Source organism: Geodermatophilus sp. SYSU D00700 (genome assembly GCF_054050255.1).
The window spans coordinates 131,775-155,106 of sequence record NZ_JBJGZA010000007.1 but is presented as its reverse complement, the minus strand read 5'-3'; the positions used below and the strand labels follow the sequence as shown (position 1 = coordinate 155,106).

Annotated in this window: 22 protein-coding genes; 4 read left to right on the top strand and 18 right to left on the bottom strand. The window is 75.4% G+C overall.

Annotated features, from left to right (window positions below; genetic code table 11):
- Position 1 precedes the first annotated feature (1 nt).
- From nusB to ACI79V_RS08195, 15 genes are all read right to left on the bottom strand, one after another.
- Positions 2 to 415, bottom strand: coding sequence for a transcription antitermination factor NusB (gene nusB / locus ACI79V_RS08265; RefSeq protein ID WP_456876586.1), 414 nt, complete (start codon positions 413 to 415; stop codon positions 2 to 4).
- Positions 416 to 450: 35 nt separating this feature from the next.
- Positions 451 to 1,011, bottom strand: a complete 561-nt coding sequence (gene efp / locus ACI79V_RS08260) for an elongation factor P (RefSeq protein WP_456876585.1) — start codon at positions 1,009 to 1,011, stop codon at positions 451 to 453.
- On the bottom strand, positions 1,012 to 2,130 hold the full coding sequence (locus ACI79V_RS08255; RefSeq protein WP_456888228.1) for a M24 family metallopeptidase: 1,119 nt from the start codon (positions 2,128 to 2,130) through the stop codon (positions 1,012 to 1,014).
- Positions 2,127 to 2,561 carry a type II 3-dehydroquinate dehydratase gene (gene aroQ, locus ACI79V_RS08250; RefSeq protein WP_456876583.1) on the bottom strand — a complete coding sequence of 145 codons (435 nt, stop codon included), beginning with the start codon at positions 2,559 to 2,561 and terminating at the stop codon, positions 2,127 to 2,129. The genes ACI79V_RS08255 and aroQ overlap by 4 nt, the downstream gene beginning before the upstream one ends.
- Entirely contained in the window at positions 2,558 to 3,613 is a 1,056-nt protein-coding gene (aroB, locus tag ACI79V_RS08245; RefSeq protein WP_456888227.1) for a 3-dehydroquinate synthase, read from the bottom strand. Before aroB ends, aroQ begins: the two co-directional genes overlap by 4 nt.
- Positions 3,610 to 4,143 carry a shikimate kinase gene (locus ACI79V_RS08240; protein WP_456888225.1) on the bottom strand — a complete coding sequence of 178 codons (534 nt, stop codon included), beginning with the start codon at positions 4,141 to 4,143 and terminating at the stop codon, positions 3,610 to 3,612. The genes aroB and ACI79V_RS08240 overlap by 4 nt, the downstream gene beginning before the upstream one ends.
- A complete protein-coding gene (aroC, locus tag ACI79V_RS08235) occupies positions 4,140 to 5,318 on the bottom strand; it encodes a chorismate synthase (protein WP_456888223.1) in 1,179 nt (392 codons plus the stop codon). Before aroC ends, ACI79V_RS08240 begins: the two co-directional genes overlap by 4 nt.
- A 164-nt stretch (positions 5,319 to 5,482) precedes the next feature.
- Complete coding sequence (locus ACI79V_RS08230) at positions 5,483 to 6,148, bottom strand: prepilin peptidase (protein ID WP_456888221.1); 666 nt, start codon at positions 6,146 to 6,148, stop codon at positions 5,483 to 5,485.
- Between the two features lie 5 nt (positions 6,149 to 6,153).
- The gene (locus ACI79V_RS08225) at positions 6,154 to 6,981 is read right to left on the bottom strand and encodes a shikimate dehydrogenase (protein WP_456888218.1); all 828 of its coding nucleotides are present in this window, start codon (positions 6,979 to 6,981) and stop codon (positions 6,154 to 6,156) included.
- A complete protein-coding gene (gene mltG / locus ACI79V_RS08220) occupies positions 6,974 to 8,656 on the bottom strand; it encodes an endolytic transglycosylase MltG (protein WP_456888216.1) in 1,683 nt (560 codons plus the stop codon). The genes ACI79V_RS08225 and mltG overlap by 8 nt, the downstream gene beginning before the upstream one ends.
- A 73-nt stretch (positions 8,657 to 8,729) precedes the next feature.
- Complete coding sequence (gene ruvX, locus ACI79V_RS08215) at positions 8,730 to 9,386, bottom strand: Holliday junction resolvase RuvX (protein ID WP_456888214.1); 657 nt, start codon at positions 9,384 to 9,386, stop codon at positions 8,730 to 8,732.
- Between the two features lie 5 nt (positions 9,387 to 9,391).
- Positions 9,392 to 12,079 carry an alanine--tRNA ligase gene (gene alaS, locus ACI79V_RS08210; RefSeq protein ID WP_456888213.1) on the bottom strand — a complete coding sequence of 896 codons (2,688 nt, stop codon included), beginning with the start codon at positions 12,077 to 12,079 and terminating at the stop codon, positions 9,392 to 9,394.
- A gap of 50 nt (positions 12,080 to 12,129) precedes the next feature.
- Positions 12,130 to 12,426 (bottom strand): hypothetical protein, encoded by a 297-nt coding sequence (locus ACI79V_RS08205; protein ID WP_456876896.1) that lies wholly within the window; start codon positions 12,424 to 12,426, stop codon positions 12,130 to 12,132.
- Positions 12,426 to 12,851 carry a DUF948 domain-containing protein gene (locus ACI79V_RS08200; RefSeq protein ID WP_456876895.1) on the bottom strand — a complete coding sequence of 142 codons (426 nt, stop codon included), beginning with the start codon at positions 12,849 to 12,851 and terminating at the stop codon, positions 12,426 to 12,428. Before ACI79V_RS08200 ends, ACI79V_RS08205 begins: the two co-directional genes overlap by 1 nt.
- 82 nt (positions 12,852 to 12,933) lie before the next feature.
- Positions 12,934 to 14,268, bottom strand: a complete 1,335-nt coding sequence (locus ACI79V_RS08195) for a replication-associated recombination protein A (RefSeq protein ID WP_456888211.1) — start codon at positions 14,266 to 14,268, stop codon at positions 12,934 to 12,936.
- Between the two features lie 35 nt (positions 14,269 to 14,303).
- Between ACI79V_RS08195 and ACI79V_RS08190 the strand changes: the two genes are divergently transcribed.
- Together ACI79V_RS08190 and ACI79V_RS08185 are read left to right on the top strand one after the other, a co-directional pair.
- Positions 14,304 to 15,161, top strand: a complete 858-nt coding sequence (locus ACI79V_RS08190; protein WP_456888210.1) for an aldo/keto reductase — start codon at positions 14,304 to 14,306, stop codon at positions 15,159 to 15,161.
- A 175-nt stretch (positions 15,162 to 15,336) separates the two neighbouring features.
- Entirely contained in the window at positions 15,337 to 16,221 is an 885-nt protein-coding gene (locus ACI79V_RS08185; RefSeq protein ID WP_456888208.1) for an endonuclease domain-containing protein, read from the top strand.
- An 87-nt stretch (positions 16,222 to 16,308) separates the two neighbouring features.
- Here the strand turns inward: ACI79V_RS08185 and ACI79V_RS08180 are convergent, their stop codons facing one another.
- Positions 16,309 to 17,838, bottom strand: a complete 1,530-nt coding sequence (locus ACI79V_RS08180; RefSeq protein ID WP_456888206.1) for an APC family permease — start codon at positions 17,836 to 17,838, stop codon at positions 16,309 to 16,311.
- Positions 17,839 to 18,241: 403 nt separating this feature from the next.
- Here ACI79V_RS08180 and speB point away from each other — a divergent pair, with 403 nt between their 5' ends.
- Both speB and ACI79V_RS08170 read left to right on the top strand, forming a co-directional pair.
- Complete coding sequence (gene speB / locus ACI79V_RS08175) at positions 18,242 to 19,282, top strand: agmatinase (RefSeq protein WP_456888204.1); 1,041 nt, start codon at positions 18,242 to 18,244, stop codon at positions 19,280 to 19,282.
- Positions 19,279 to 21,174 carry a primary-amine oxidase gene (locus ACI79V_RS08170; RefSeq protein ID WP_456888203.1) on the top strand — a complete coding sequence of 632 codons (1,896 nt, stop codon included), beginning with the start codon at positions 19,279 to 19,281 and terminating at the stop codon, positions 21,172 to 21,174. Before speB ends, ACI79V_RS08170 begins: the two co-directional genes overlap by 4 nt.
- Before the next feature lie 49 nt (positions 21,175 to 21,223).
- Here the strand turns inward: ACI79V_RS08170 and ACI79V_RS08165 are convergent, their stop codons facing one another.
- Both ACI79V_RS08165 and ACI79V_RS08160 read right to left on the bottom strand, forming a co-directional pair.
- Positions 21,224 to 21,715, bottom strand: a complete 492-nt coding sequence (locus ACI79V_RS08165) for an Lrp/AsnC family transcriptional regulator (protein ID WP_456888202.1) — start codon at positions 21,713 to 21,715, stop codon at positions 21,224 to 21,226.
- A 102-nt stretch (positions 21,716 to 21,817) separates the two neighbouring features.
- On the bottom strand, positions 21,818 to 23,323 hold the full coding sequence (locus tag ACI79V_RS08160) for a PucR family transcriptional regulator ligand-binding domain-containing protein (RefSeq protein ID WP_456888200.1): 1,506 nt from the start codon (positions 23,321 to 23,323) through the stop codon (positions 21,818 to 21,820).
- Positions 23,324 to 23,332: the final 9 nt, after the last annotated feature.

Below are 23,332 nucleotides of genomic sequence, written 5' to 3'. Positions count from 1 at the left end.
CTCACGACGAGGAGGTGGGCACCTCGGTGTCGAGGATGGCGCCGAGGACGCCGTTGACGTAGGCCGGCGAGTCGTCGGTCGACAGCGCCCGCGCGAGCTCCACGGCCTCGTCGATGACGACGGCGTCGGGCACGTCGTCGGCCCACAGCAGCTCGAACACCGCCATCCGCAGGATCGCCCGGTCGACGTCGGGCAGCCGCTCCAGCGACCACCCGCGCGCGTGCTGCCCGATCAGCTCGTCGATGCGCCGGGCGTGCGCGGCGACGCCCTCGACCAGCCGGACCGTGTGGTCGGACACCGGCGGGTCGGCGAGCGCGATGCGCTCCCGCAGCATCTCCACCGCGTCGGCGCCCCGCAGGTCGGCCGCGTAGAGGACGTCGACGGCGCGCTTGCGCGCCTTGGTGCGGGCGGCCATGCGGGGGCTCCGGGGTGCGGTGCCGGCCGGCGCGGTCAGTTGGCCCGGCCGAGGTAGCGGCCGTCGCGGGTGTCGACCTTGAGCCGGTCGCCGGTGTTGACGAACAGCGGCACCTGGATCTGCGCGCCGGTCTCCAGGGTGGCCGGCTTCGTGCCGCCGGTGGAGCGGTCGCCCTGCAGGCCCGGGTCGGTGTGCTCGACGACGAGCTCGAGGGTCACCGGCAGCTCGACGTAGAGCGGGGTGCCCTCGTGGACGGCGACGACGGCCTCGGTGTTCTCCAGCAGGTAGTCCGCCCCGCCGCCGACGGTCTCGGCCGGCACGTGGATCTGGTCGAAGGTCTCCCCGTCCATGAAGACGAAGTCGGTGCCGTCCTTGTACAGGTAGGTCATGTTCCGCTTGTCGACCGTGGCGGTCTCGACCTTGGTGCCGGCGTTGAAGGTCTTGTCCACGACCTTGCCCGAGAGCACGTTCTTCAGCGTCGTCCGCACGAACGCGCCGCCCTTGCCGGGCTTGACGTGCTGGAACTCCGTCACGGACCACAGCTGGCCGTCGAGGTTGAGGACCATGCCGTTCTTGAGGTCGTTGGTGGTAGCCATCTAGAGGACCAGCAGTTCCTTGCTCGTGAGGGTCAACAACTCGGGCGCGTCCGCCGTGACGACGAGCGTGTCCTCGATCCGGACACCGCCGTGGCCGGGGAGGTAGACCCCGGGCTCCACGGTGACGGCCATGCCGGCGGCCAGCCTACCCGCGCCGGACGGGCCGATGGACGGCGCCTCGTGGATCTCGAGGCCCACGCCGTGCCCGAGGCCGTGGGTGAAGTGCTCGGCGTGCCCGGCGGCGGCCACGACGTCGCGGGAGGCGGCGTCCACGGCGACGACGTCGGCGCCGACGGCCAGCGCCGCCCGCCCGGCCGTCTGCGCCGCGGCCACCAGCTCGTAGACCTCCCGCTGCCAGTCGGCGGCGTGCCCGAGGACGACCGTGCGGGTCATGTCGGAGTGGTAGCCGTCGACGGTCGCGCCGAAGTCGAGCTTGAGGAGGTCGCCCTCGCGCAGCACCGTGCGGTCGGGCCGGTGGTGCGGGACGGCGGAGTTGGCGCCCGCGGCCACGATCGTCTCGAACGACGGCGCCTCCGCACCCAGGGTCAGCATCCGCGCGTCGAGCTCGCGGCCGACCTCCAGCTCGGTGCGCCCGGGCCGCAGCGCGCCCTCGGCGGCCAGCTCGGCCAGCGCCTGGTCGGCCACCGCGCAGGCCCGCCGCAGGGCGTCGACCTCGTCGTCGTCCTTGACCGCGCGCAGCGCCTCCACCGCCCGGCGCACCGACACCAGCTCGGGCACCGTGCCGCCGTCGGCGGCGTCGGTGAGCACCCGCAGCAGCTGGGCGTGCCCGTCGACGGTGACCTCGTGGCTCTCGTAGCCGATCCGCCCCGCACCCCGCCGCACCGCCTCCTGCGCCAGCGCCGGCACGGTCCCGCGGTCGACCAGCAGCTCGACGTCGGGCACCTGGGCGCCGGCCTGGGTGGTGTAGCGGCCGTCGGTGCCGAACAGGTCCCCGTCCCCGGACGAGCTGCCGTCGGTGCGCAGCAGCAGCGCGCCGTTGGAGCCGGTGAACCCGGTCAGGTAGCGGACGTTGAGCAGGTTGGTGACCAGGACGGCGTCCAGACCCTGCTCGGCCGCCGCCACCCGCAGCCGGTCGCGGCGCCCGGCCTCCCGGGTCACTTCGCGCCCCGCAGCGAGAGCCACTGCAGCGCCAGCACGTAGCCCTCGATGCCGAGCCCCGCGATGACGCCGTCGGCCACCGCGGAGACGTGGGAGTGGTGCCGGAAGGGCTCGCGCTTGTGGATGTTGCTGATGTGGACCTCCACGAGCGGCGCACCGAGCGCAGCGAGCGCGTCGTGCAGCGCGACCGAGGTGTGCGACCACGCCGCCGGGTTGACCACGACCGGGTCCCCGGCGTCGGTGGCCTCGTGGACCCAGCGCAGCATCTCGGCCTCGTCGTCGGTCTGCCGGACCCGCACCTCCATCCCGAGCTCGTGCCCGGCCTTCTCGAGCAGCTCGACGAGCTGCGCGTACGTCGTCGTCCCGTAGACCTCGGGCTCGCGGGTGCCGAGCCGGCCGAGGTTGGGGCCGTTCAGGACCTGGACCGTCACGCGTCCTCCACAACTGCGGCCCACGCCGCGTCCAGCCACGCCGGATCGGGGTCGGTGAGGATCCCCGGGTTGCCGATCCCGTCGAGGACGACGAAGCGCAGCGTCGCCCCGCGGGCCTTCTTGTCCACCCGCATCACCGCCTGCAGCGCCGCCCAGTCGCCGCGGTAGCGGGTGGGCAGGCCCATGGCGGTGAGCAGCTCCCGGTGCCGGTCGGCCTCCGCGCGGCTGAGGCGCCCGGCCTGCACGCCGAGCTCGGCGGCGAAGACCAGCCCGACGGCAACCGCCTCGCCGTGCCGCCAGGCGAAGTCCTCGACCCGCTCGACGGCGTGACCGAGGGTGTGGCCGTAGTTCAGGAACTCCCGGACGCCGGTGTCGAACAGGTCCTGGGCGACCGCCTCGGCCTTCACCGCCACGCTGCGCTCGACGAGCTCCGCGGTGTCGCGGCGGCCGGTCGGGTCGGCCTCGAGCAGGTCGAGGATCGCCGCGTCGGCGATGAACCCGCACTTGACCACCTCGGCCAGGCCGGCACGGAACTCCGCCTCGGGCAGCCCGGCGAGGACGTCGGTGTCGGCGAGCACGCCCGCGGGCGGGTGGAAGGCGCCGACCAGGTTCTTGCCCGCGCCGGTGTTGATGCCGGTCTTGCCGCCGACCGCGGCGTCGACCATGCCGAGCACGCTGGTCGGCAGGTGCACGACGCGCACGCCGCGCACCCAGGTGGCGGCGAGGAAGCCGGCCAGGTCGGTGACCGCTCCCCCGCCGACCCCGACCACGGCGTCGGAGCGGGTCAGCCCCAGCCGGCCGAACTCCTCCCACGCGGCTGCGGCGACCGCGGCGGTCTTGGCCGCCTCCCCGTCGGGGACGACGACGGCCTCGGCGGCCACCCCGGCGGTCTGCAGCGTCTCGACCGCGGCGCCGGCCAGCGCGGCCAGCGGCGGGGCGTGCACGACGGCGGCCTTCGGCGTGCCGGCCAGCAACACGCCGAGCTCGGCCTGCGCACCGGGGCCGATGACCACCTCGTAGGGCCGCTCCCCGGCGACGGTCACCCGCCTCACCGGCCGGCTCCCGCGGGCAGCGCGGCCAGCACGTCGGCGACGACGTCGTCCGGGGTGCGGTCGCTGGTGGGGACGACGTCGGTGGCCACCTCGGCGTAGAGCGGGGCGCGCTGCTCGAGCAGGGTGCGCAGCACCGCCCGCGGGTTGACCGCCAGCAGCGGGCGGTCGCGGGACAGCCCGGCGCGCCGGGCAGCCGAGGGGACGTCGACGTCGAGGTGCACGACGGTGCCGCCGGCGCGGCCGTAATCGACCAGCAGCGCGCGGCTGGCCGGGCTGAGCACCGCGCCGCCGCCGAGAGCGAGGACACCGTCGTGCTCCCCGAGTGCGCGGGCCACCGCCTGCTCCTCCAGCGCCCGGAAGTGCGCCTCGCCGTGGGTGACGAACAGGTCGGCGACGGGCGCGCCGGCCGCGGCCTCGACGTCGGCGTCGGTGTCGCGGAAGGCCAGGCCGAGCGCGGCCGCCACCGCCGTCCCGACGGTCGTCTTGCCCGACGCCGGCGGGCCGACCAGGACCAGGGCGGGTGCGGTCACCGGTACGGGAGCGCGTCGAGGTAGGCCCGCGCGTTGCGGGCGGTCTCGCTCACCGAGTCGCCGCCGAACTTCTCCAGCGCGGCGTCGGCGAGCACCAGGGCGACCATCGCCTCCATCACCACCGAGCCGCGCGGCACCGCGCAGGCGTCGCTGCGCTGGTTGATGGCCACGGCGGCGTCCCCGGTGGCGACGTCGACGGTGGCCAGCGCCCGCGGCACGGTGGAGATCGGCTTCATCGCGGCGCGCACCCGCAGCACCTCGCCGTTGGTCATGCCGCCCTCGATGCCGCCGGCGCGGTCGGTGACCCGCCGCAGCCGGCCGTCGTCGCTGACGATCTCGTCGTGGGCGACCGAGCCGCGACGGCGGGCGGTCTCCAGGCCGTCGCCGACCTCGACCGCCTTGACCGACTGGACGCCCATGAGCGCGGCGGCCAGGCGGGAGTCCAGCCGGCGGTCCCAGTGCACGTGGCTGCCCAGGCCCGGCGGCAGCCCGTGGACGACGACCTCGACGACGCCGCCGAGAGTGTCGCCGTTCTTCCGCGCGTCGTCGACCTCGGCGACCATGACCGCGCTGGTGGCGGGGTCGGCGCAGCGGACCGGGTCCTCGTCGATGCGCGGGTTGTCCTGCGGGCCGGGCAGCACGCCGTCGGGGACGGTGACCGGGCCGATGCCGACGACGTGGCTGACCACCTCCACGCCGAGGGTCTGGCGGAGGAAGGCCCGCGCGATCGCGCCGAGCGCCACGCGGGCAGCGGTCTCGCGGGCGCTGGCCCGCTCGAGCACCGGCCGGGCGTCGTCGAAGCCGTACTTCTGCATGCCGGCGAGGTCGGCGTGCCCGGGCCGCGGGCGGGTCAGCGGGGCGTTGCGCGCCTGCCCGGCGAGCACCTCGGGGTCGACCGGGTCGGCCGACATGACCGTCGTCCACTTCGGCCACTCGGTGTTGCCGACCTGCACCGCGATCGGGCCGCCCATGGTCAGCCCGTGCCGGACCCCGCCGGTGAGGGTGACGACGTCCTGCTCGAAGGACATCCGCGCGCCGCGGCCGTGGCCGAGCCGGCGGCGGGCGAGGTCGGCGTCGAGGTCGGCGGTCTGCACCCGCACGCCGGCGGGCAGGCCCTCGAGGATGGCGGTGAGCTGCTGGCCGTGCGACTCACCGGCGGTCAGCCAGCGCAACATGCCCCGGATTCTGCCAGCCGGGGGCCCGCGACCCATCCGGGGCGTGATGCGCGGCGGCGTGCGCCACGATCAGGGTCCCTGATCGTGCGGCGTCCTCCCTCACGGTGGGACGTGCGGGAGGACGCCCGACGATCAGGGACCCTGATCCCCGCGCGGGGGGCGGCTCAGCCCAGCGGGCCCTCCACGAGCAGGGCGAGGGCGGCGCCGAGCAGCAGCGGCGGGCCGAACGGCACCGGCGTGCGCCACCCGGCCCGCCGCGTGGCCACCAGCACCAGCGAGACCGTGGCACCGGCGAGCAGGCCGAGGAACACGCCGGCCAGCAGCACCCCCCACCCGGCCCAGCCGAGCAGCAGGCCGAGCAGCGCGAGCAGCTTGACGTCGCCGAGGCCCAGGCCCGACGGCCCGGCCAGCGCGGCGGCCAGCGCGATGCCCCCGGCCAGGGCGGCGGCGAGCAGCGCGCGCAGCAGCGCCGGCCAGGTGCCCATCAGCACCGCGTCCGCCAGCAGCGCGACCGCCCCCACGGCGGTGGCCGGGTAGGTCACCCGGTCGGGCAGCCGGTGGACGGTCAGGTCGACCTGCGCGAGGACGACGGCGGCACCGGCCGCCCAGGCGTAGGCGAGCCCGGCCGGGCGGGCGCCGGTGAGCAGCACCGCGCCGCACAGCAGTCCGCCCAGCACGCCGGCCGAGGCGGCCGTGCGGGCCGGCGCGGCACGGGCGACGGGGTCGCGGGTGGCCAGCCGGACGGCGGTGCGGGCCAGCAGAGGGCCGGCGACGGCAGCGGTCAGCAGCGCCAGCGCGAGCAGCGGCCCGCGCGGGAGGACGTCGTCCACTCCGGTCAGCGGGCGTCCAGGGCGGCGCGCATGGCGCCCAGCGGCGCGGGCCGCCCGGTCATCAGCTCCACCTGGACGGTGGCCTGCCAGAACAGCACCTCGAGGCCGCCGACGACGGTGGCGCCGGCCGCCTCCGCCTGCGCCGCGAGCGGCGTGGGCCACGGCGCGTAGAGGACGTCGAGCAGCGTCTGCCCACCGCGCCACTGCAGGCCGGCGAGGTCGCGGTGCGCGCCGATGGGCACGGTGCTGACGACCACCGGCGCCTCGACCGGGCCGGCCGCGATCCGCCGGACGACGGCCTCGACGCCGAGCGCGCCGAGCACCCGTTCGACGTCGGCGGCCCGGGACGGCTCGCGGACGAGGACGTCGACCGACTCGGCGCCGAGCTCGGCCAGCGCCACGGCCGCGGCGGCCGCCGTCCCCCCGCCGCCGACGACCGCCGCGTGCGCGACCCGCTCGACGCCGCCGACCTGCAGGGCCATCCCGACCCCGTGGACATCGGTGTTCTCCGCCCGCCAGCCCGACCCGGTGTGCACGAGGGTGTTGGCCGCGCCGAGCAGCCGCGGCAGCGGCTCGACGTCGTCGGCGGCGGCGACGGCGGCCTGCTTGTTCGGCATGGTCACCGAGAAGCCGCGCCACTCCGGCCCCAGCCCGGCGAGCAGGACCGGCAGGTCCTCGGGGCCGAGGTCGAGCGCGTCGTAGGTCCACCCGGTCAGGCCGAGCGCGGCGTAGGCCGCGCGGTGCAGCAGCGGCGACAGCGAGTGCCCGACCGGGCGGCCGAGGACGGCCGCCCGGCCGGCGGGACCAGCGGCGGGCACCGGCCGGTCAGCCACCGCACCCGAGGCCGGCGTCGGCGCAGCGCTGCCGGGCGGCCACGAACTCGTCGTAGCTGGCGGTGAAGAAGTGCCGGCCGTCCTGCGACTCCAGGACGTAGTACAGGAGGTCACCGGTGCTCGGGGCGAGCGCCGCCTCCAGCGAGGCCTCACCCGGCGCGCTGATCGGCGTGGGCGGCAGACCCGCCCGGGTGCGGGTGTTGTACGGGCTGTCGGTCTGCAGGTCGGTGACGGTGAGCTCGTTGCCGTTCTTCTGCAGGCCGTAGGCGAGGGTGGCGTCGATGCCCAGCGCGATCCCCTGCGCCAGCCGGTTGTAGACCACCTGCGCGACGTTCGGGCGCTCCTCGTCGAGCAGGGTCTCCGACTGCACCATCGAGGCGACGACCACCACGTCGTACACCGAGCGGCCGGCGGCCGCGGCGCGCTGCTCGAGCTGCAGGTCGGCGGCCGTCTCGGTGAACCGGCTGACCATCGCCGACAGCACGTCGGCGGCGGTGGCGTCGGGCTCGACGTCGTAGGTGGCCGGGAACAGGAAGCCCTCGAGCTGCCCGTTGGCGTAGGCCGGCAGGCCCAAGGCGGCGGGGTCGGCCGCGGCGGCCCGGAGGTCCTCGATCGGCAGCCCGGTGGTCTCGGCTATCCGCTGCAGGGTGGCCTCGACGGTGAAGCCCTCGGGCACGGTGACCCGCGAGACCTGCCGGGTGGCCGGGTCGAGCAGCAGGTCGAGGGCGGCGGCACCGCTCATCTGCTCGCGCAGGCTGTAGACGCCGGGCTGGATGCCCATGGCGGCGGGCTGGGTCTCCGCGGCGTCGAGGAACGGCTCGCTGGAGGCGATGACGCCGGCGTCGACGAGCGTGCCGGCGATGTCGCTGAGGGTGTCGCCCTCGCCGACGCGGACCTCGACGGTGCCGGTGCCGGTGCCGGCGTAGTCCTCGGCCTGGGGGTTGACCAGGCCGATCAGCGCCCGGCCGCCGAACACGATGCCGGCGACGAGCCCGGCCAGCACCAGCAGGGCGAGCACGTTGGCCAGCGGCCCGCGGCGGCGCTTGCCGGAGCCGCTGCGCCGGCCCCCGCCGAGCACGGGGTGCTCGTCGGTGTGGTCGTCGGAGTGGACGTCGTAGGCGTCCTCGTGGAGCTCGGGCTCGGGGTGCTCGGGCGCGGCGGCGGCGCGCCGGCCGCGGCGACCCCGGCGGCCGCCGTCCCGGCCACCGGCACCGAGGACGTCGAGGCCGCCGGTGGCCTCGTCGTCCTCGTGCGGGTCGTACGGGGGGTGGTCCTCGGCGGACGGGTCCGTGCCGTAGGCGGCCACGGTGGCGTCGGGGTCGGCGGCGCCCTGCCCGGCCATCCGCGACCAGGCGCTCTTCGGGCGCGGCGGCAGGCCGGCCGCGGGCGGCGCCGGCTGCCCGGTGGGCAGCGGGCCGGTGCGGTCGTCGTCGCCGGGCCCGCCGGGACCGGGCACGCCGTCACCGGGGACGTCGTCGGGCCCGCCACCGGGTACCGAGTGCCGGCCGCTGAGCACGGGTCCGGTCGGGGCCGGGCCCACCGGGAGGTGCGCCGTCGGCGGCTCGTCGACCGGCCGGTTGCCGTACCAGGCGCCGGCCGGGCTCCCCGTGCCGGGGACGTCGTCGGACACCGCGTGCCGGCCCCGCCCCCCGTACGGCGGGACCGGACCGGTCACCGGCACACCTCGCTGGCGCTCGGTGCACCGGCGCCCGCCGGTGCTGCGACCACCCATGACCTCGCGAGCTCGGTCATGAGCGCCCCCGCTGGGAGTCGAGATACGCCTGGAGGATGACCACGGCGGCGGCCTGGTCGATCACCGGGCGCTGGGCGCGGCTGTCGAGCCCGTTCGCCCGCAGGGAGCTGGACGCGGTCACGGTGGAGAGCCTCTCGTCGACGAGGTGCACGGGCACGCTGCCGATGCGCCCGGCGAGTGACCGAGAGTAGGCACGCGCTTCCCGGGCGGAGGCGCCCGACGCACCCGACAGGTGCCTCGGCTCCCCCACGATCACCTCTGTCACCTCGTGTTCGGTCACGAGCGCGGCGATCCGGTCCAGGTCGGACCCGTCCCGGCGGCGCTCGACGGTCTCCAGCGGGCTGGCGAGCGTGCCGGTGGGGTCGGACAGTGCGACGCCGACGCGCACCGTGCCGACGTCGAGACCGAGCCGGCGCCCCTGGCGGGTGCGGCGCGGGGGCAGCGGCAGCCCGGCCGGCAGTCCCTGCGACAGGTCGATCTCGGTCGTCTCGTTGCGCACCGGCGGGAACCCGGCGCGCAGGTCGATCTGCTCGGTGCGGTGGTGCACCGGCTGCGGCGGGGTCTGGCGCGGACGGGCCGGCGGCACGGCCGGGCGGCCCTGCACGCGCCGCTCGCCCACGTCGCCGGTCTCGTCGGGGCGCTGCTCGGGCACTCCGGTCACCTCCCTGCGGCGGTCGCGACCGCCTGTTCGCCGGCCTGGAGGGCGGCGGGGATGCCGCCCGGGTCCGTGCCGCCCCCCTGGGCGACGTCGGCCTTCCCGCCTCCGCGGCCCCCGACCGGGGCCGCTGCCGCCCGCAGCACGTCGTTGGCCGACAGGCCGCGCTCCTGCGCGGCCGGGGTGAGCGCGGCGACGAGAGCCACCTTGCCCCCGGCCTCGGAGGCGAGCAAGACGACACCCGGGCGCTCGCCGAGCCGCCCGCGGACGTCGAGGGCCAGGGTGCGCAGGTCGCCGCCGGAGAGCCCGGCCGGCGCGGCGGTGACGACGGCGATGCCGCCGACGTCCCGCGCGTCGGCGGCCAGCTGACCGGCGGCGGCCTTGTTCTGCGCGGCGCGCAGCTCGGCGATCTCGCGCTCGGCGTCGCGCAGCCGCGACAGGACGCCGCCGACCCGGTCGACCAGGCCGTCGGTGGGCGACTTCAGCAGCTCGCCGAGCTGGCGGACGAGGTCGCGCTCGCGGGCGAGGTAGCGGAAGCCCTCGAGGCCGACGACCGCCTCGACCCGGCGCGCGCCCGACCCGACCGACGACTCGCCGGTCAGCGCCAGCGTGCCGATCTGCGCGCTGCCGGTGACGTGCGTGCCACCGCAGAGCTCGCGCGACCAGGGCCCGCCGATCTCGACGACGCGGACCTTCTCGCCGTAGGTCTCGCCGAACAGCGCCAGCGCGCCGATGGCCTGGGCCTCGGGCAGGGTCATGAACTCCGCCCGCACCCGGTGGTCGGCGCGGACGGCGGCGTTGGCGACGTCCTCGATGTCGTGCCGCTGCTGCAGGGTCAGCGCGCCCTGCCAGGCGAAGTCCAGCCGCAGGTAGCCGGGGCGGTTGTACGACCCGGACTGCAGCGCCTGGGGGCCGAGCACCTGGCGCAGCGCGGCGTGCACCACGTGCGTGCCCGAGTGCGCCTGGCAGGCCGACAGCCGCCACTCGCGGTCGACCTCGGCGGTGAGCCCGGCACCCTCGGCCAGCGCACCCTCGAGCACCCGCACCTGGTGCACGACCAGGCCCTTGACCGGACGCTGCACGTCGAGCACCTCGGCACGGCCGCCGTCCCAGGTGAGCGTGCCGGCGTCGGCGACCTGGCCGCCGGACTCGGCGTAGAACGGCGTGCGGTCGAGGACGACGCGGGTGACCTCGCCCGGCCCGGCGGGGGCGGCCGGCGCGTCCTCCTCACCGAGTTCGCTCACCACGCCGAGCACCCGGGAGTCGGTGCGCAGCGTGTCGTAGGCCCGCCAGTCGGTGGGGCCGTGCTCGGCGAGCAGCCGCCGGTAGGCCAGCACGTCGACCGAGCCGGTGCGCTTGGCGCGGGCGTCGGCGCGGGCGCGGTCGCGCTGCTGCTGCATGAGCGCGCGGAAGCCCGCCTCGTCGACGGTCACGCCCTGCTCGGCGGCCATCTCGAGGGTGACGTCGATCGGGAAGCCGTAGGTGTCGTGCAGGGAGAACGCCTGCTCCCCCGACAGCGACGGCGTGCCGGCGGCCTTGGCCTGCGCCACCGCGGTGTCGAACAGCGCGGTGCCGGAGGTGAGGGTGCGCCGGAACGCCTCCTCCTCGGCGTAGGCGACGGCGCTGATGCGGTCGAAGTCGGTGACCAGCTCGGGGTAGCTCGCGCCCATCGCGTCGCGGGAGACCGGCAGCAGCTCGGGCAGGGTGGCGGCGTCGACGCCGAGCAGCCGCATCGAGCGGACGGCGCGGCGCAGCAGCCGGCGCAGGATGTACCCGCGGCCCTCGTTGCCGGGGGTGACGCCGTCGCCGATGAGCATCAGCCCGCTGCGGACGTGGTCGGCGACGACGCGCAGCCGGACGTCGGTGTCGTGGTCCTTGCCGTAGGTGACGCCGGCGAGCTCGGCGCCGCGGCGCAGCACCGGCGCCACCTCGTCGATCTCGTACATGTTGTCGACGCCCTGCAGCAGGTAGGCGACCCGCTCCAGGCCCATGCCGGTGTCGATGTTCTTCTTCGGCAGCTCGCCGACGATCCGGAAGTCCTCCTTGCTCCGGACGTCGGTGAGCTCGTACTGCATGAAGACGAGGTTCCAGATCTCGAGGAACCGGTCGCCGGCGGTGTCCACCAGGGGCCCGCCGTCGGGGCCGAACTCCGGACCGCGGTCGTAGTAGATCTCCGAGCACGGGCCGCCGGGACCGTCGGCGCCGGTGTGCCAGTAGTTGTCCTTCTTGCCCAGCCGCTGGATGCGGTCCCGCGGCAGGCCCGCGACGCGGTTCCAGGCGTCGGCGGCCTCGTCGTCGTCGAGGTAGACCGTCACCCAGATGCGGTCGGGGTCGAAGCCCAGCCCGCCCTCGGCCACCGGCCCGGTGACCAGGTCCCAGGCGTGCTGGACCGCGCCCTCCTTGAAGTAGTCGCCGAAGGAGAAGTTGCCGTTCATCTGGAAGAACGTGCCGTGGCGGGTGGTCTTCCCCACCTCCTCGATGTCGAGGGTGCGCACGCACTTCTGCACGCTGGTCGCGCGCGGGAACGGCGCCGGCTCGCGGCCGGTGAGGTACGGGATGAAGGGCACCATCCCGGCGACGGTGAACAGCAGCGAGGGGTCGGGCGACACCAGCGAGGCGCTGGGCACGACGGTGTGGCCGCGCTGCTCGAAGTGCTGCAGGAAGCGGCGGCGGATCTCGGCGGTCTGCATGGCCTACTCGGTCCTCGGGGCGGGGGGAGCCCCCGCGGGGTGGGAGCTGCTCAGCGGTCGGCGGCGTGCGCGCCCCGACGCGCGGGCAGCGTGGGCAGCTGGGCCTGGTCGCGCTCGGGCAGCGGCGCGTCGAGGCCGGTGCCGGCGCGCAGTTCCTCCTCGCGCGCGGCGGCCGCGGCGCGCACGTCGGCGCCGAAGTCGCCGATGGCGTCGGCGAGGTCGCGCAGGCCCTCGGCGATCGAGGCGCCGATCCCGGCGGGCGTCATCCTCTCGGCGGCGCGGGACAGCTTGCGGACGACGAGCGCGCCGATGGTGACGCCCATCGCCAGCCAGAACAGCCGGCGCATCAGGCGGCCCGCCGGGCGGCACGGCGCTCGCGGCGCGCGGCCTTGTCGCGGGCGGCGGCCTCGGCGATCGCCTGGCCCTCGCGGCGCTTGCGGGCGGCGCTGCGCACGCCGTAGCTGAACGCGGCGACCTTGATCAGCGGGCTGCCGACGGTGGCGGCCACCACGCTGGTCAGCGCGGCGACGTTGCTCGACACGTTGGCCGCGTTGCCGGTGATGTCGTCGACCCGCTCGAGGTTGCTGTTCACCTGGGCGATCGTCGTCTGGGCCTGGCCGAGGATCGGCCGGCTCTGCTCCCGCACCTGGCGGATGGTCAGCGTCGTCTCGTCCAGGGTGCGCCCGAGCTTCAGCAGCGGGACGGCGAGCAGCACCACCAGCAGCACCAGCGCCAGGGCGGCGATCAGTCCGGCCCACTCTCCTGCGGACACGCGGGGTCTCCTCTTCGTTGCGTCGGCGGCCGGCGTGGTCGGCAACGCCCGGCGTGGCCACAGTAGTCGCGGCCTCCGGCGGTCAGCGGGTGCGCCGGAGGATCGCCCGGAGCTTGACCAGCCGCGCGCCGATGGCGCTCTCCGCGCCGCGGCCGGTGGGCCGGTAGTAGTCGCGTCCGACCAGCGCGTCGGGCGGGTACTGCTGCGGCACGATGCCCTCGGGCGCGTCGTGCGGGTAGACGTAGCCCGTCCCGTGCCCGAGCTTCTTCGCCCCGCCGTAGTGCGCGTCGCGCAGGCCCGGCGGCACCGGCCCGCCGAGCCCCGCCCGCACGTCGGCCACCGACTCGCCGATGGCCACGGTGACCGCGTTGGACTTCGGCGCGGTGGCCAGGTGCACGACGGCGTGGGCCAGTGGGAAGTGGCCCTCGGGCATGCCGATGAAGGCCACCGCCTCGGCCGCGGCGACCGCCGTCTGCAGGGCCGTGGGGTCGGCCATGCCGATGTCCTCGCTGGCGGAGATGACCAGGCGCCGGGCGATGAAGCGCGGGTCCTCCCCCGCCACGACCATCCGCGCCAGGTAGTGCAGCGCGGCGTCGACGTCGCTGCCGCGGATGGACTTGATGAGGGCGCTGGCGACGTCGTAGTGGACGTCGCCCTGCCGGTCGTAGCGAACGGCGGCCTGGGCGACGGCGGTCTCGAGAGTGGCGAGGTCGATCTCGCCCGCGCCCGCGGCCCGCGCGGCGCCGGCGCCGGACTCCAGCGCCGTGAGCGCCTTGCGCCCGTCGCCGCCGGCGATGCGGACCAGGTGCTCCTCGGCGTCGGCGGCCAGCGTCACCGCGCCGTCGAGGCCGCGCTCGCTGGTGAGGGCACGGTGCAGCAGCGTGCGGACGTCGTCGTCGGACAGCGGCTGCAGCGCCAGCACCAGGCTGCGCGAGAGCAGCGGGCTGACGACGGAGAAGAACGGGTTCTCGGTGGTGGCCGCGATCAGGCTGACGATGCGGTCCTCGACCGCGGACAGCAGGGAGTCCTGCTGGGTCTTGGAGAACCGGTGCACCTCGTCGATGAACAGCACGGTGCGCCGGCCGCCGTAGGTGAGCTCGCGCTTGGCGCCCTGGATGACCGCGCGGACCTCCTTGACCCCGGCGTCGAGCGCCGACAGCTGCACGAACTGGCGCTTGGTGGCCAGGGAGATGACGTGCGCGAGCGTGGTCTTGCCGGTGCCGGGCGGGCCGTAGAGCACCAGCGACATCGGCTCGTCGGCCTCGACCAGCCGGCGCAGCGGCGCGCGCGGGCCCAGCAGGTGCGACTGGCCGACGACCTCGTCGAGCGATTGCGGCCGCATCCGCACCGCCAGCGGGGCGCCCGGGTCGACGGTGGCGCCGCCCGCCTCCACCGGCTCGTCGAACAGGCTGGTCACGCTTGGCGACGCTACCCGCGGGGCACGACGGTCCCGTGCAGCAGCGACACATCGGAGACCGGACCGTCAGCGCCATCGGGCTCGGGGCGATGCCCCTGTCCACCCGGAGCGACCGCCCCTCCCGGGAGGACGCCGTCGCCACCGTGCACGCCGCGCTCGACGCGGGCGTGACGCTGGTCGACACCGCCGACGCCTACGCCCTCGACGAGTCCGAGTTCGGGCACAACGAGTCGGTCGTGGCCGAGGCGCTGGCCTCTTACGGTGACGGGGCGCGCGACGTGCTGGTCGCGACCAAGGGCGGGCACACCCGCCGCGGCACCGACTGGGAGCTCGACGGGTCCCCCGCCTACCTGCGGCAGGCGTGCGAGGCCTCGCTGCGGCGCCTGGGCGTCGACGCGATCGGGCTCTACCAGTTCCACCGCCCGGACCCCGCGACGCCGTGGGAGGAGTCGATGGGCGCGCTGCGGCAGCTCGCCGACGACGGCCTGGTGCAGATGGTGGGCATCTCCAACGCCGACGTCGCGCAGATCGACGTCGCCCGGTCGATCGTGGGACCGGCGCTGGTGGCCGTGCAGAACCAGTTCTCGCCGGGGTGGCGGCACTCCGCCGGCGAGATCGCGCACTGCGCCGGGCACGGGCTGGCGTTCCTGCCGTGGAGCCCGTTCGGCGGCGTGTCGTCGGCCGGGTCGCTGGGGTCGGCCGCGCCGGCCTTCGCGGAGGTCGCGCAGGAGCTGGGGGTGTCGGTGTACCGGGTGACCCTGGCCTGGCACCTGGCGCAGGCCGACGTCGTGGTGCCCATCCCCGGGGCGTCGCGGCCGGCGTCGATCCAGGACTCCGCGGCCGCGGCGGACCTGCGGCTGACACCCGAGCAGCTGGCCCGCCTGGACGGCTGAGGAGCATCTCGAGTTGATCATCGGACGTGTGCACGACACTGCCGGGGACACGCCGTCCGCCCGTGCACGCATCGGATGATCACGGCCTGACGCGCCTCCGTACACAGCCCGGAGCGCCGTCCACAGCTGACGGCGCGCCCGCAGCACCGGCGCCGGCCGGCCCGAGCGTGGCCGCATGGAACCCTTGGACCTCGGGTCGAGCTGGACGTGGACGGACGCCCGGCGGCGCGGAGCGACGCGGCGCCAGATCGCGGAAGGCGGCGAGGAGCTCTCCCGTGGCCTGTACCTGTCCCGGGCGGAACCGTCGTCGCTGGCCGTCCGCTGCCGGGCGTGGACCCGGCTGCTCCCACCCGACGCCGCGTTCGGCCTCGAGACGGCCGCTGCCCTGCTCGGCGCACACACTGACCCTCCACCTGAGGTCCAGGTCGTACTGCGACCCCGGCCGGTGCTGCCTCGACGGCGCGGTCTGGCCGTGGCGGTCAGGGACCTGCGCAGCGAGGACGTCGCCGAGCTGGACGGGCTGCGGGTCACCTCCGGCGCCCAGACGTTCCTCGACCTCGCCCCGAGACTCCCGGCCGCCGAGCTGGTCGCGGTCGGCGACGCCCTGCTCCGGACCGGCGCCCTGACCCGCGCAGCACTCGACGGCCGGCTGGTCCGCGCGGACCGTGTCCGCGGGGTGGTGGCGGCCCGGACGTGCGCCGCGTTGCTCGACGGCGGGTCGATGTCCCGTCCGGAGAGCCTCCTGCGCTACTGGCTCGCGACCAGCGACCTGCCCGCACCACAGGTGCAGGTCCCCGTCCTCGACCGGTCCGGCCGCGTGGTCGCGCACGCCGATCTGGGCTGGGAGCGGTACCGCGTCGCGGTCGAGTACGAGGGGTGGCAGCACGCCGAGGCCGGCCAGTTCGGCCGGGACGTCGATCGCTACTCGCTCATGACGGCCGGCGGATGGCTGGTGCTGCGCTTCGCCGCGCGGCACCTGGGTGGACCCGCCGTCGTGGTCGAGCGCTCGCGAGCCGCCCTGGTCGGCCGCGGCTGGCGCCCGGGCGGGCCCGTCACGTGATCATCGGACGTGTGCACGCGACACGCGCGGGCACGCCGCACGACCGTGCACACGTCCGATGATCGACTCGCGGAGCAGGCCGCTCGGTCAGTCGTCGAAGACCAGCGACGGGGTGTCCTGGCGCAGCGTCTCGCCGCGGAAGAACTCCGGGTGCCGCGAGCGCCACACCAGCATGAGCACCGCGCCCAGCACCAGCAGCCCGATCCCGATGACGAACACGCTGCCCAGGCCGAACACCGACGAGCCGCTGCCGTAGGCCGGGTCGAGGGTGTCGATGGCCGTCTGGACGAACACCGCGGTCAGCATCAGCGCGCCCAGCAGGGGCATGACGCCCTTGACCAGGAGGTCCTTGGCGCTGCGGCGCAGCTCGTGGCGGAAGTACCAGACGCAGGCGTAGGCGGTGATCCCGTAGTAGAAGCAGATCATCAGGCCCAGCGCGTAGATCGTGTCGATGAGCACGTTCTCGCTGATGAGCGTCATCCCCACGTAGAACAGCGCCGTCCCGGCACCGGCCACGAGCGTGGCCGTGGACGGGCCGCGGTAGCGCGGGTGCACGTCGGCCAGGCCCTTCGGCAGCGCGCCGTAGGTCGCCATCGCCAGCAGGGTGCGGGTCGGCGGGAGGAACGTGGTCTGCAGCGACGACGCCGAGCTCGCCACGACCGCGAGGAAGAGCAGGAACGCCAGCCCCGGGCCGAGCACCGGCCCGGCGAGCGCGGCGAAGACGTTGTCCCCGGTGTCCGGGTTGCCCAGGCCCGTGCCCTCGGTGCCGATGCCGGCGTACATCTGCACCGCGATCGCCGCGGTCAGGTAGGTGAGCACGATGACGGCGATGGTCACCAGCGCGGCGCGGCCGGGCGTCCGCGCGGAGCCGGTGGTCTCCTCGTTGACCGTCAGGCAGGTGTCCCAGCCCCAGTAGATGAACAGCGACAGCGACAGCCCCGCGGTGAAGGCGCTGAACGAGGAGATCGCGGTCGGGTCGAGCCAGGAGAACTCGAAGGGGATGCCGCCGGGCGCCGAGCCGGACTTGACCAGCGCGAGCACGACGAACAGCAGCAGCACCGCCATCTGGAAGCCCACCAGGGTGTACTGCACCCGCTTGGTGACCTCCACCCCGCGGTAGGTGACCCAGGTGGCCAGGGCGACGAACACGACGCAGGTCAGCACGTTGACCAGCCGGTCGTCGCCCAGCGAGGCGAGGCTCTCCGACCCGGTGATCTCCCCCAGCAGCAGGTAGAAGAAGGAGACCGCGACCCCGGCGAGGTTGGACAGCACGATGATCGTGGCCAGCAGCGCCCCCCAGCCGGCGAGCCAGCCGACGTAGGGGTTGAACGCCTTGGTGGCCCAGGTGAACGACGTGCCGCAGTCCGGCGCCACCCGGTTGAGCTCCCGGTAGCCGTAGGCCACCAGCAGCATCGGGATGAAGCCGACGAGGAAGACGGCCGGCATCTGCAGGCCGACCTCGGTCACCGTGGGGCCGAGCGTCGCGGTGAGCGCGTAGACCGGCGCGATGCTGGAGATCCCCAGGACGACGCTGGCAAGCAGCCCCACCGAGTTGCTCGAGAGCCCCTTGGCCCTCAGGTCCGCCGGTCCGGGCGCCGGCCGCTGGTCCAGGGTCATGCACGTCCTCCTCGTTGCGCCGAACGGCGTGGAGCCAGGCCCGGCCTGTGCGCCGGGTCACAGCGAGAGACGATCGGGTGACCGTCGCGGGAGGGGAAGGGTCCGCGCCGTACACCCGCCGTCCGGGGTGTCGACACTCCGGCACACTGATCGCTGCGTGAGGAGGATGCACGGCGACTGTTTCCGGCGCGTGTCGGCACGCTCGTGACGCATTCCGTCGATCGTCCGCACGGCCCACACCGAGCAGCGGCGGTCCCGGCCGGGGACGCCGCAACGAGCGCTCCGAGGACCCACGATCCCCGGAATCCGTCGCCCGCCCTCCTTGACACCGCGGATCCGGTCGTCAGGATGGACCCGTACGCTGCGGGCACCGCGACCGCACGACCGATCGGACCGCGACACGATGACCCGCTATGGCGCCCAGTACGGGCCCGACGTCACCTACCTCGGCGTCGACCACTGCGACCTCGACGACCCCGCCAGCTACGCCGACGCCGACGTCGTCGTCCTGGGGGCGCCGTTCGACGGGGGGACGTCGCACCGTCCCGGCACCCGGTTCGGGCCGCACGCCATCCGGACCACCGACTACCTGGGCCACGACGGGTCCCGGCCCAGCCTGGCGCTGCGCACCGACGGGCTGCGCGATCTGCGGGTGGTCGACGCCGGCGACGTCGAGATGTACTCCGGCGACATCGCGACCGCCCTGCCCGCGCTGGAGGCGGCCGTGGAGAAGGTGGCCCGCGCCGGCGCCGTCCCGGTCGTGCTCGGCGGGGACCACTCGATCGCCTTCGCCGACGCGAAGGGCGTGGCCAACGTCCTCGGCCACGGCCGGGTCTCGATGATCCACTTCGACGCGCACGCCGACACCGGCGACATCGAGTTCGGCTCGCTGTGGGGTCACGGCCAGCCCATGCGCCGGCTCATCGAGTCCGGCGCCCTGCGCGGCGACCGGTTCCTGCAGATCGGGCTGCGCGGCTACTGGCCGCCCCCGGAGACGCTGGACTGGATGGCGCGCCAGCGGATGCGCTCCTACGAGATGACCGAGATCGGCCACCGCGGGCTCGAGGCCTGCCTGACCGAGGCGTTCGGCATCGCCACCGACGAGTGCGAGGGCGTGTTCCTGTCTGTCGACATCGACGTCTGCGACCCCGGGCACGCACCCGGCACCGGGACGCCCGAACCGGGCGGGCTGTCGGCGCGCCAGCTGCTCGACTCCGTCCGCCGCACCTGCCTCGAGCTGCCGGTGGTCGGCGTCGACGTCGTCGAGGTGAGCCCGCCCTACGACCACGCCGACATCACCGCCGCCCTCGCCAACCGGGTGGTGCTCGAGGCCCTCTCGGCCATCGCCCGGCGCCGCCGCGACGCCCGCGACGGCACCCGCTGGGACCCCTCCCTCCCCCTCCTCGCCGACCGCCCCCACACCACCCCGGAGACCCAGGCATGACCGCCCACCCCCTCGACCCGCTCAACGCCGACGAGTTCCGCGCCGCCGCCGCGGTGCTGCGCCGCGACCGGGGCGTCGACGAGCGCTGGCGCTTCGCCTCGATCGAGCTCAAGGAACCGGCCAAGGACGTCGTCCGCGCGTTCACCCCGGGCGACACGATCCGGCGCGAGGCCCGGGTCACCTGCTGGAGCCGCGAGGAGGGCACCGCCTACAAGGCCGTCGTGTCCCTCACCGACGACGCCGTGCTCTCGTGGGAGGCGGTGCCCGGCGAGCAGCCCAACATGACCCTCGACGAGTGGCACGAGGCCCACGAGGCGCTCATCCGGCACCCCACCGTCGTCGAGGCGCTCGCCACGCGCGGCATCACCGACCTCGACCTGGTCCTCATCGACACCTGGGCCTACGGCCACTCGCTCATCCCCGAGGGGCTGCGGGACCGGCGGGTGGGCTGGACCGACGTGTGGCGCCGCTCGGTGCCCGGCGGCAACCCCTACGCCAACCCGGTCAACGGGCTGCACTTCGTCGTCGACCTCAACACCATGGAGCTGCTCCGGGTCGAGGACACGCCGCCACCCGGGCCGAACCTCGCCATGGGCGAGTACGCGCCCTCGCTGGTCCCCGGGCTGGTGCCGCGCAGCGACCTGAAGCCGCTGGAGATCACCCAGCCCGAGGGCGTGTCGTTCCGCCTCGACGGCTGCGAGCTGCGCTGGCAGAACTGGACGATGCGGCTGGGCTTCAACCACCGCGAGGGCCTGGTGATCCACCGGGTCGGCTACGACGACGGCACCGGCACCCGGTCGATCGCGCACCGGCTGTCCTTCGCCGAGATGGTGGTCCCCTACCGCGACCCCGGCCCCGACCACTACCGCCGCACCGCGTTCGACATCGGCGAGTGGGGCCTGGGCTTCATGACGACGTCGCTGGAGCTCGGCTGCGACTGCCTGGGCGAGATCACCTACGTCGACGCCGTCCTGCACGACACCCGCGGCGAGCCGTACACGATCAAGAACGCCATCTGCCTGCACGAGGAGGACGACGGCGTGCTGTGGAAGCACGTCGACGAGAAGGCCGGCGCCGAGGTCCGGCGGTCCCGGCGGATGGTGGTCTCGTTCCACGCCACGGTGGCCAACTACGAGTACCTGACCTACTGGCGCTTCTACCAGGACGGCACGATCGAGTGCGAGGTCCGCGCCACCGGGATCATGGTGACCACCTCCTACGCGGACACCCCGCCGCCGTACGGCACGGTCGTCGACGAGCAGACCTACGCGCCGTTCCACCAGCACTTCGTCGTCGCCCGCCTCGACATGGAGGTCGACGGGCCGGAGAACACCGTGCTGGTCTCCGAGAGCGAGGCGGCGCCGATCTCGCCGCAGAACCCCTACGGCCTCGCGGTCGTGCAGCGCACCCGGCCGCTGGAGACCGAGGCCGAGGGCGGCCAGGACCCCGACTGGGCCTCCCAGCGCAGCTGGAAGGTGGTCAACCGCACCCGGACCACCCGGCTGGGCACCCCGCCCGGCTACAAGCTGGTGTCCGGCGCGGGGATCCCGCCGCTGGCCGACCCGTCCTCACCGATCCTGCAGCGGGCCGGCGTCGTCGCGCACCCGCTCTGGGTCACCCGCTACGACGAGGAGGAGCGCTGGCCGGCCGGCGAGTTCTGCAACCAGAGCCGCCGCGACGCCGGGCTGCCGCGGTGGATCGAGGCCGGCCGGTCCATCGCCGACACCGACATCGTGCTCTGGCACGTGTTCGGCATCCACCACGTCACCCGGCCCGAGGACTGGCCGGTCATGCCGGTCGACACGGTGTCCTTCCAGCTCCGGCCGGTGGGCTTCTTCGACCGCAACCCCGCCCTCGACGTGCCGCCGACCGCCGCGCGGCACTGCCACTGACGGGCGCCTCCCCGACGACGCCGGCCACCGGCGTGCCGGTCCGCGGGTCCTAGAGGCCCGCGGCCGGCAGGTCGGGGCGGCGGGTGCCCCAGGCGTAGGTCTGCTTGCGCAGCCCCAGGTAGATGTGCGTCTCGGTGGAGGTCACGCCCTCGACGGCCCGGATGCGGGCCACGGTCCCGAGCAGCTGGTCGTCGTCCTCGGCGACCACCTCGACGAGCAGGTCGGCCGGGCCGGCGGTGACCACCACGTAGACGACCTCGGGCAGCGCGGCGATCGCGTCGCCGACGACGCGCGGGTCGCCGGCGGTCCGCACGGTGACCATCGCCTGGCGGGAGAACCCGACCTGCATCGGGTCGGTCACCGCCACGACCTGCATGACCCCGGCGTCGAGCAGCCGCTGCACCCGCTGGCGGACGGCGGCCTCGGACAGCCCGACGGCGTGGGCCACCCGGGCGTAGGGACGCCGGCCGTCCTGCTGGAGCTGCTCGATGATCGCCCTGGAGACGTCGTCCAGGACGAACTCACGCTCCCGGATCGCCACCGCCCCCTCCCGGCCGCCGCTGTCCCCGCAGCCTAGCGAGGCCGGCGCCTCGGCCCACCCGGGCGGCACCCGTCCGGGTCAGTCCCGCGGCCGCCGGTGCCGCTACGCGGGCGGGTGCAGGGCCAGCCACAGCTCGACCCGGGTGCCGGGTTCGTCGAGGTCGCGGCCGAGCAGGTCCCCCGCCCGCCGCATGCGCTTGCGCAGCGTGTGCCGGTGCACGCCGAGGGCCGCCGCCGCCGGCTCCCACTGCCCGTGGTGGGCCAGCCAGGCCCGCAGCGAGTCGACCAGGTCGCCGGCACCGGCGCGGTCGGCGGCCACCAGCGGCGCCAGCAGCGCGTCGGCGAACGCGCGGGTGGCCGCGGGGTCGAGCAGCGCCGGCAGTCCCTGCCCGGCGAGGCCGGCGAACGAGGTGACCCCGCCGCCGCGCGCCCGGCTGTGCTCCGCGGCCTGCCGGGCCTGGCGCACGCCGTCGGCCAGCCGCCCCCAGGGCACCGGGCCGGAGATCCCGACGGCGGTGTCGGGCACCCGCTCGGGCAGCGCCTCCAACCGCTCGGGTAGCGGCCCGTCGGAGGCGACGAGCAGGACCAGCGCGCCGTCGAGCTCGGCGGAGAAGGACGCCGAGCCGGCGGCGGCCGCGGCGTCGGCGGCCACGTCGACGGCGGCCGCGCGCCGACCGGCGGCGCCGAGGACCACCAGCACCCGCAGCGGCTCGGCGGGCAGCCGCTCCCCCAGCGCGGCGACCGTGTCGGCGACAGCGGCCTCCTCGCCGGCCAGCAGCATCCGCAGCAGGGCCGCCCGCAACGCGGCCATGGCGCTGTCGAGCCCGCGCGACTGCTCCAGGCGGAGGGTCAGCAGGCCGACCGCGGTGTTGACCACGTGCCGGTCGGCCGCGCCCACGGGCCCGGGCCGGCCCACCGCCAGGAAGCCCCGCGTGCGCCGCTCGGTGCCCAGCGACTGCAGCAGCACCGTCTCCCCCGGCCCGGACAGCGCCGCGCTCGCCGGCGCGCGCACCGACCGCAGCCGGTCCAGCTCCGGCGCGAGGGCCGCGGCCCGCTCGGCCGCCGACGGCGGGACCGCCTCCAGCACGGTGCCGGCGGTGTCGAGGAGCAGCACCCAGCCGGCGACCTGCCGGGCCAGCCGCTGCAGCAGCGGGGCCGGCGAGCCGGGCGCCAGCGCGGCCCGGGTCAGCTCCTGCTGCGCGGCCGCCGCCCGGGCCACGGCCGCGTACTCGTCGGCGGCCAGCGCGGCCGAGACGGTGCGGGACAGCGCGATGAACGGCGTCCGCCGGGGCACCTCGAGCAGCGCCAGCCCGGCGCCCTCGGCGGCGGCCACCAGCTCGGCGGGGACGGCGTCCACCCCCAGCCCGGTGCCCAGGCCCAGCCCGACGACGCCGGCCGCGGCCAGCCGCGAGACGTACGGGCCGACGGGCTCCTCGCGCAGCGCCAGGCCGGTGGTCAGCAGCAGCTCCCCGCCCTCGAGGAACGGCGTCGGGTCGGCCAGCTCGCTGACGTGCACCCAGGACACCGGCCGGTCCACCCCACCCCCTGGCGTGTGCAGCACGAGGTCGAGCGCCGGGTCGGCGACCAGGTCGGCGACGGTGACCGGCACGGAGGACTC

Coding starts and splice junctions, on each gene's coding strand:
- nusB (WP_456876586.1), bottom strand. CDS start 415: ATGGCCGCCCGCACCAAGGCGCGCAAGCGCGCCGTCGACGTCCTCTAC.
- efp (WP_456876585.1), bottom strand. CDS start 1,011: ATGGCTACCACCAACGACCTCAAGAACGGCATGGTCCTCAACCTCGAC.
- aroC (WP_456888223.1), bottom strand. CDS start 5,318: ATGTTGCGCTGGCTGACCGCCGGTGAGTCGCACGGCCAGCAGCTCACC.
- alaS (WP_456888213.1), bottom strand. CDS start 12,079: ATGCAGACCGCCGAGATCCGCCGCCGCTTCCTGCAGCACTTCGAGCAG.
- ACI79V_RS08205 (WP_456876896.1), bottom strand. CDS start 12,426: ATGCGCCGGCTGTTCTGGCTGGCGATGGGCGTCACCATCGGCGCGCTC.
- ACI79V_RS08185 (WP_456888208.1), top strand. CDS start 15,337: ATGGAACCCTTGGACCTCGGGTCGAGCTGGACGTGGACGGACGCCCGG.
- ACI79V_RS08180 (WP_456888206.1), bottom strand. CDS start 17,838: ATGACCCTGGACCAGCGGCCGGCGCCCGGACCGGCGGACCTGAGGGCC.
- speB (WP_456888204.1), top strand. CDS start 18,242: ATGACCCGCTATGGCGCCCAGTACGGGCCCGACGTCACCTACCTCGGC.
- ACI79V_RS08170 (WP_456888203.1), top strand. CDS start 19,279: ATGACCGCCCACCCCCTCGACCCGCTCAACGCCGACGAGTTCCGCGCC.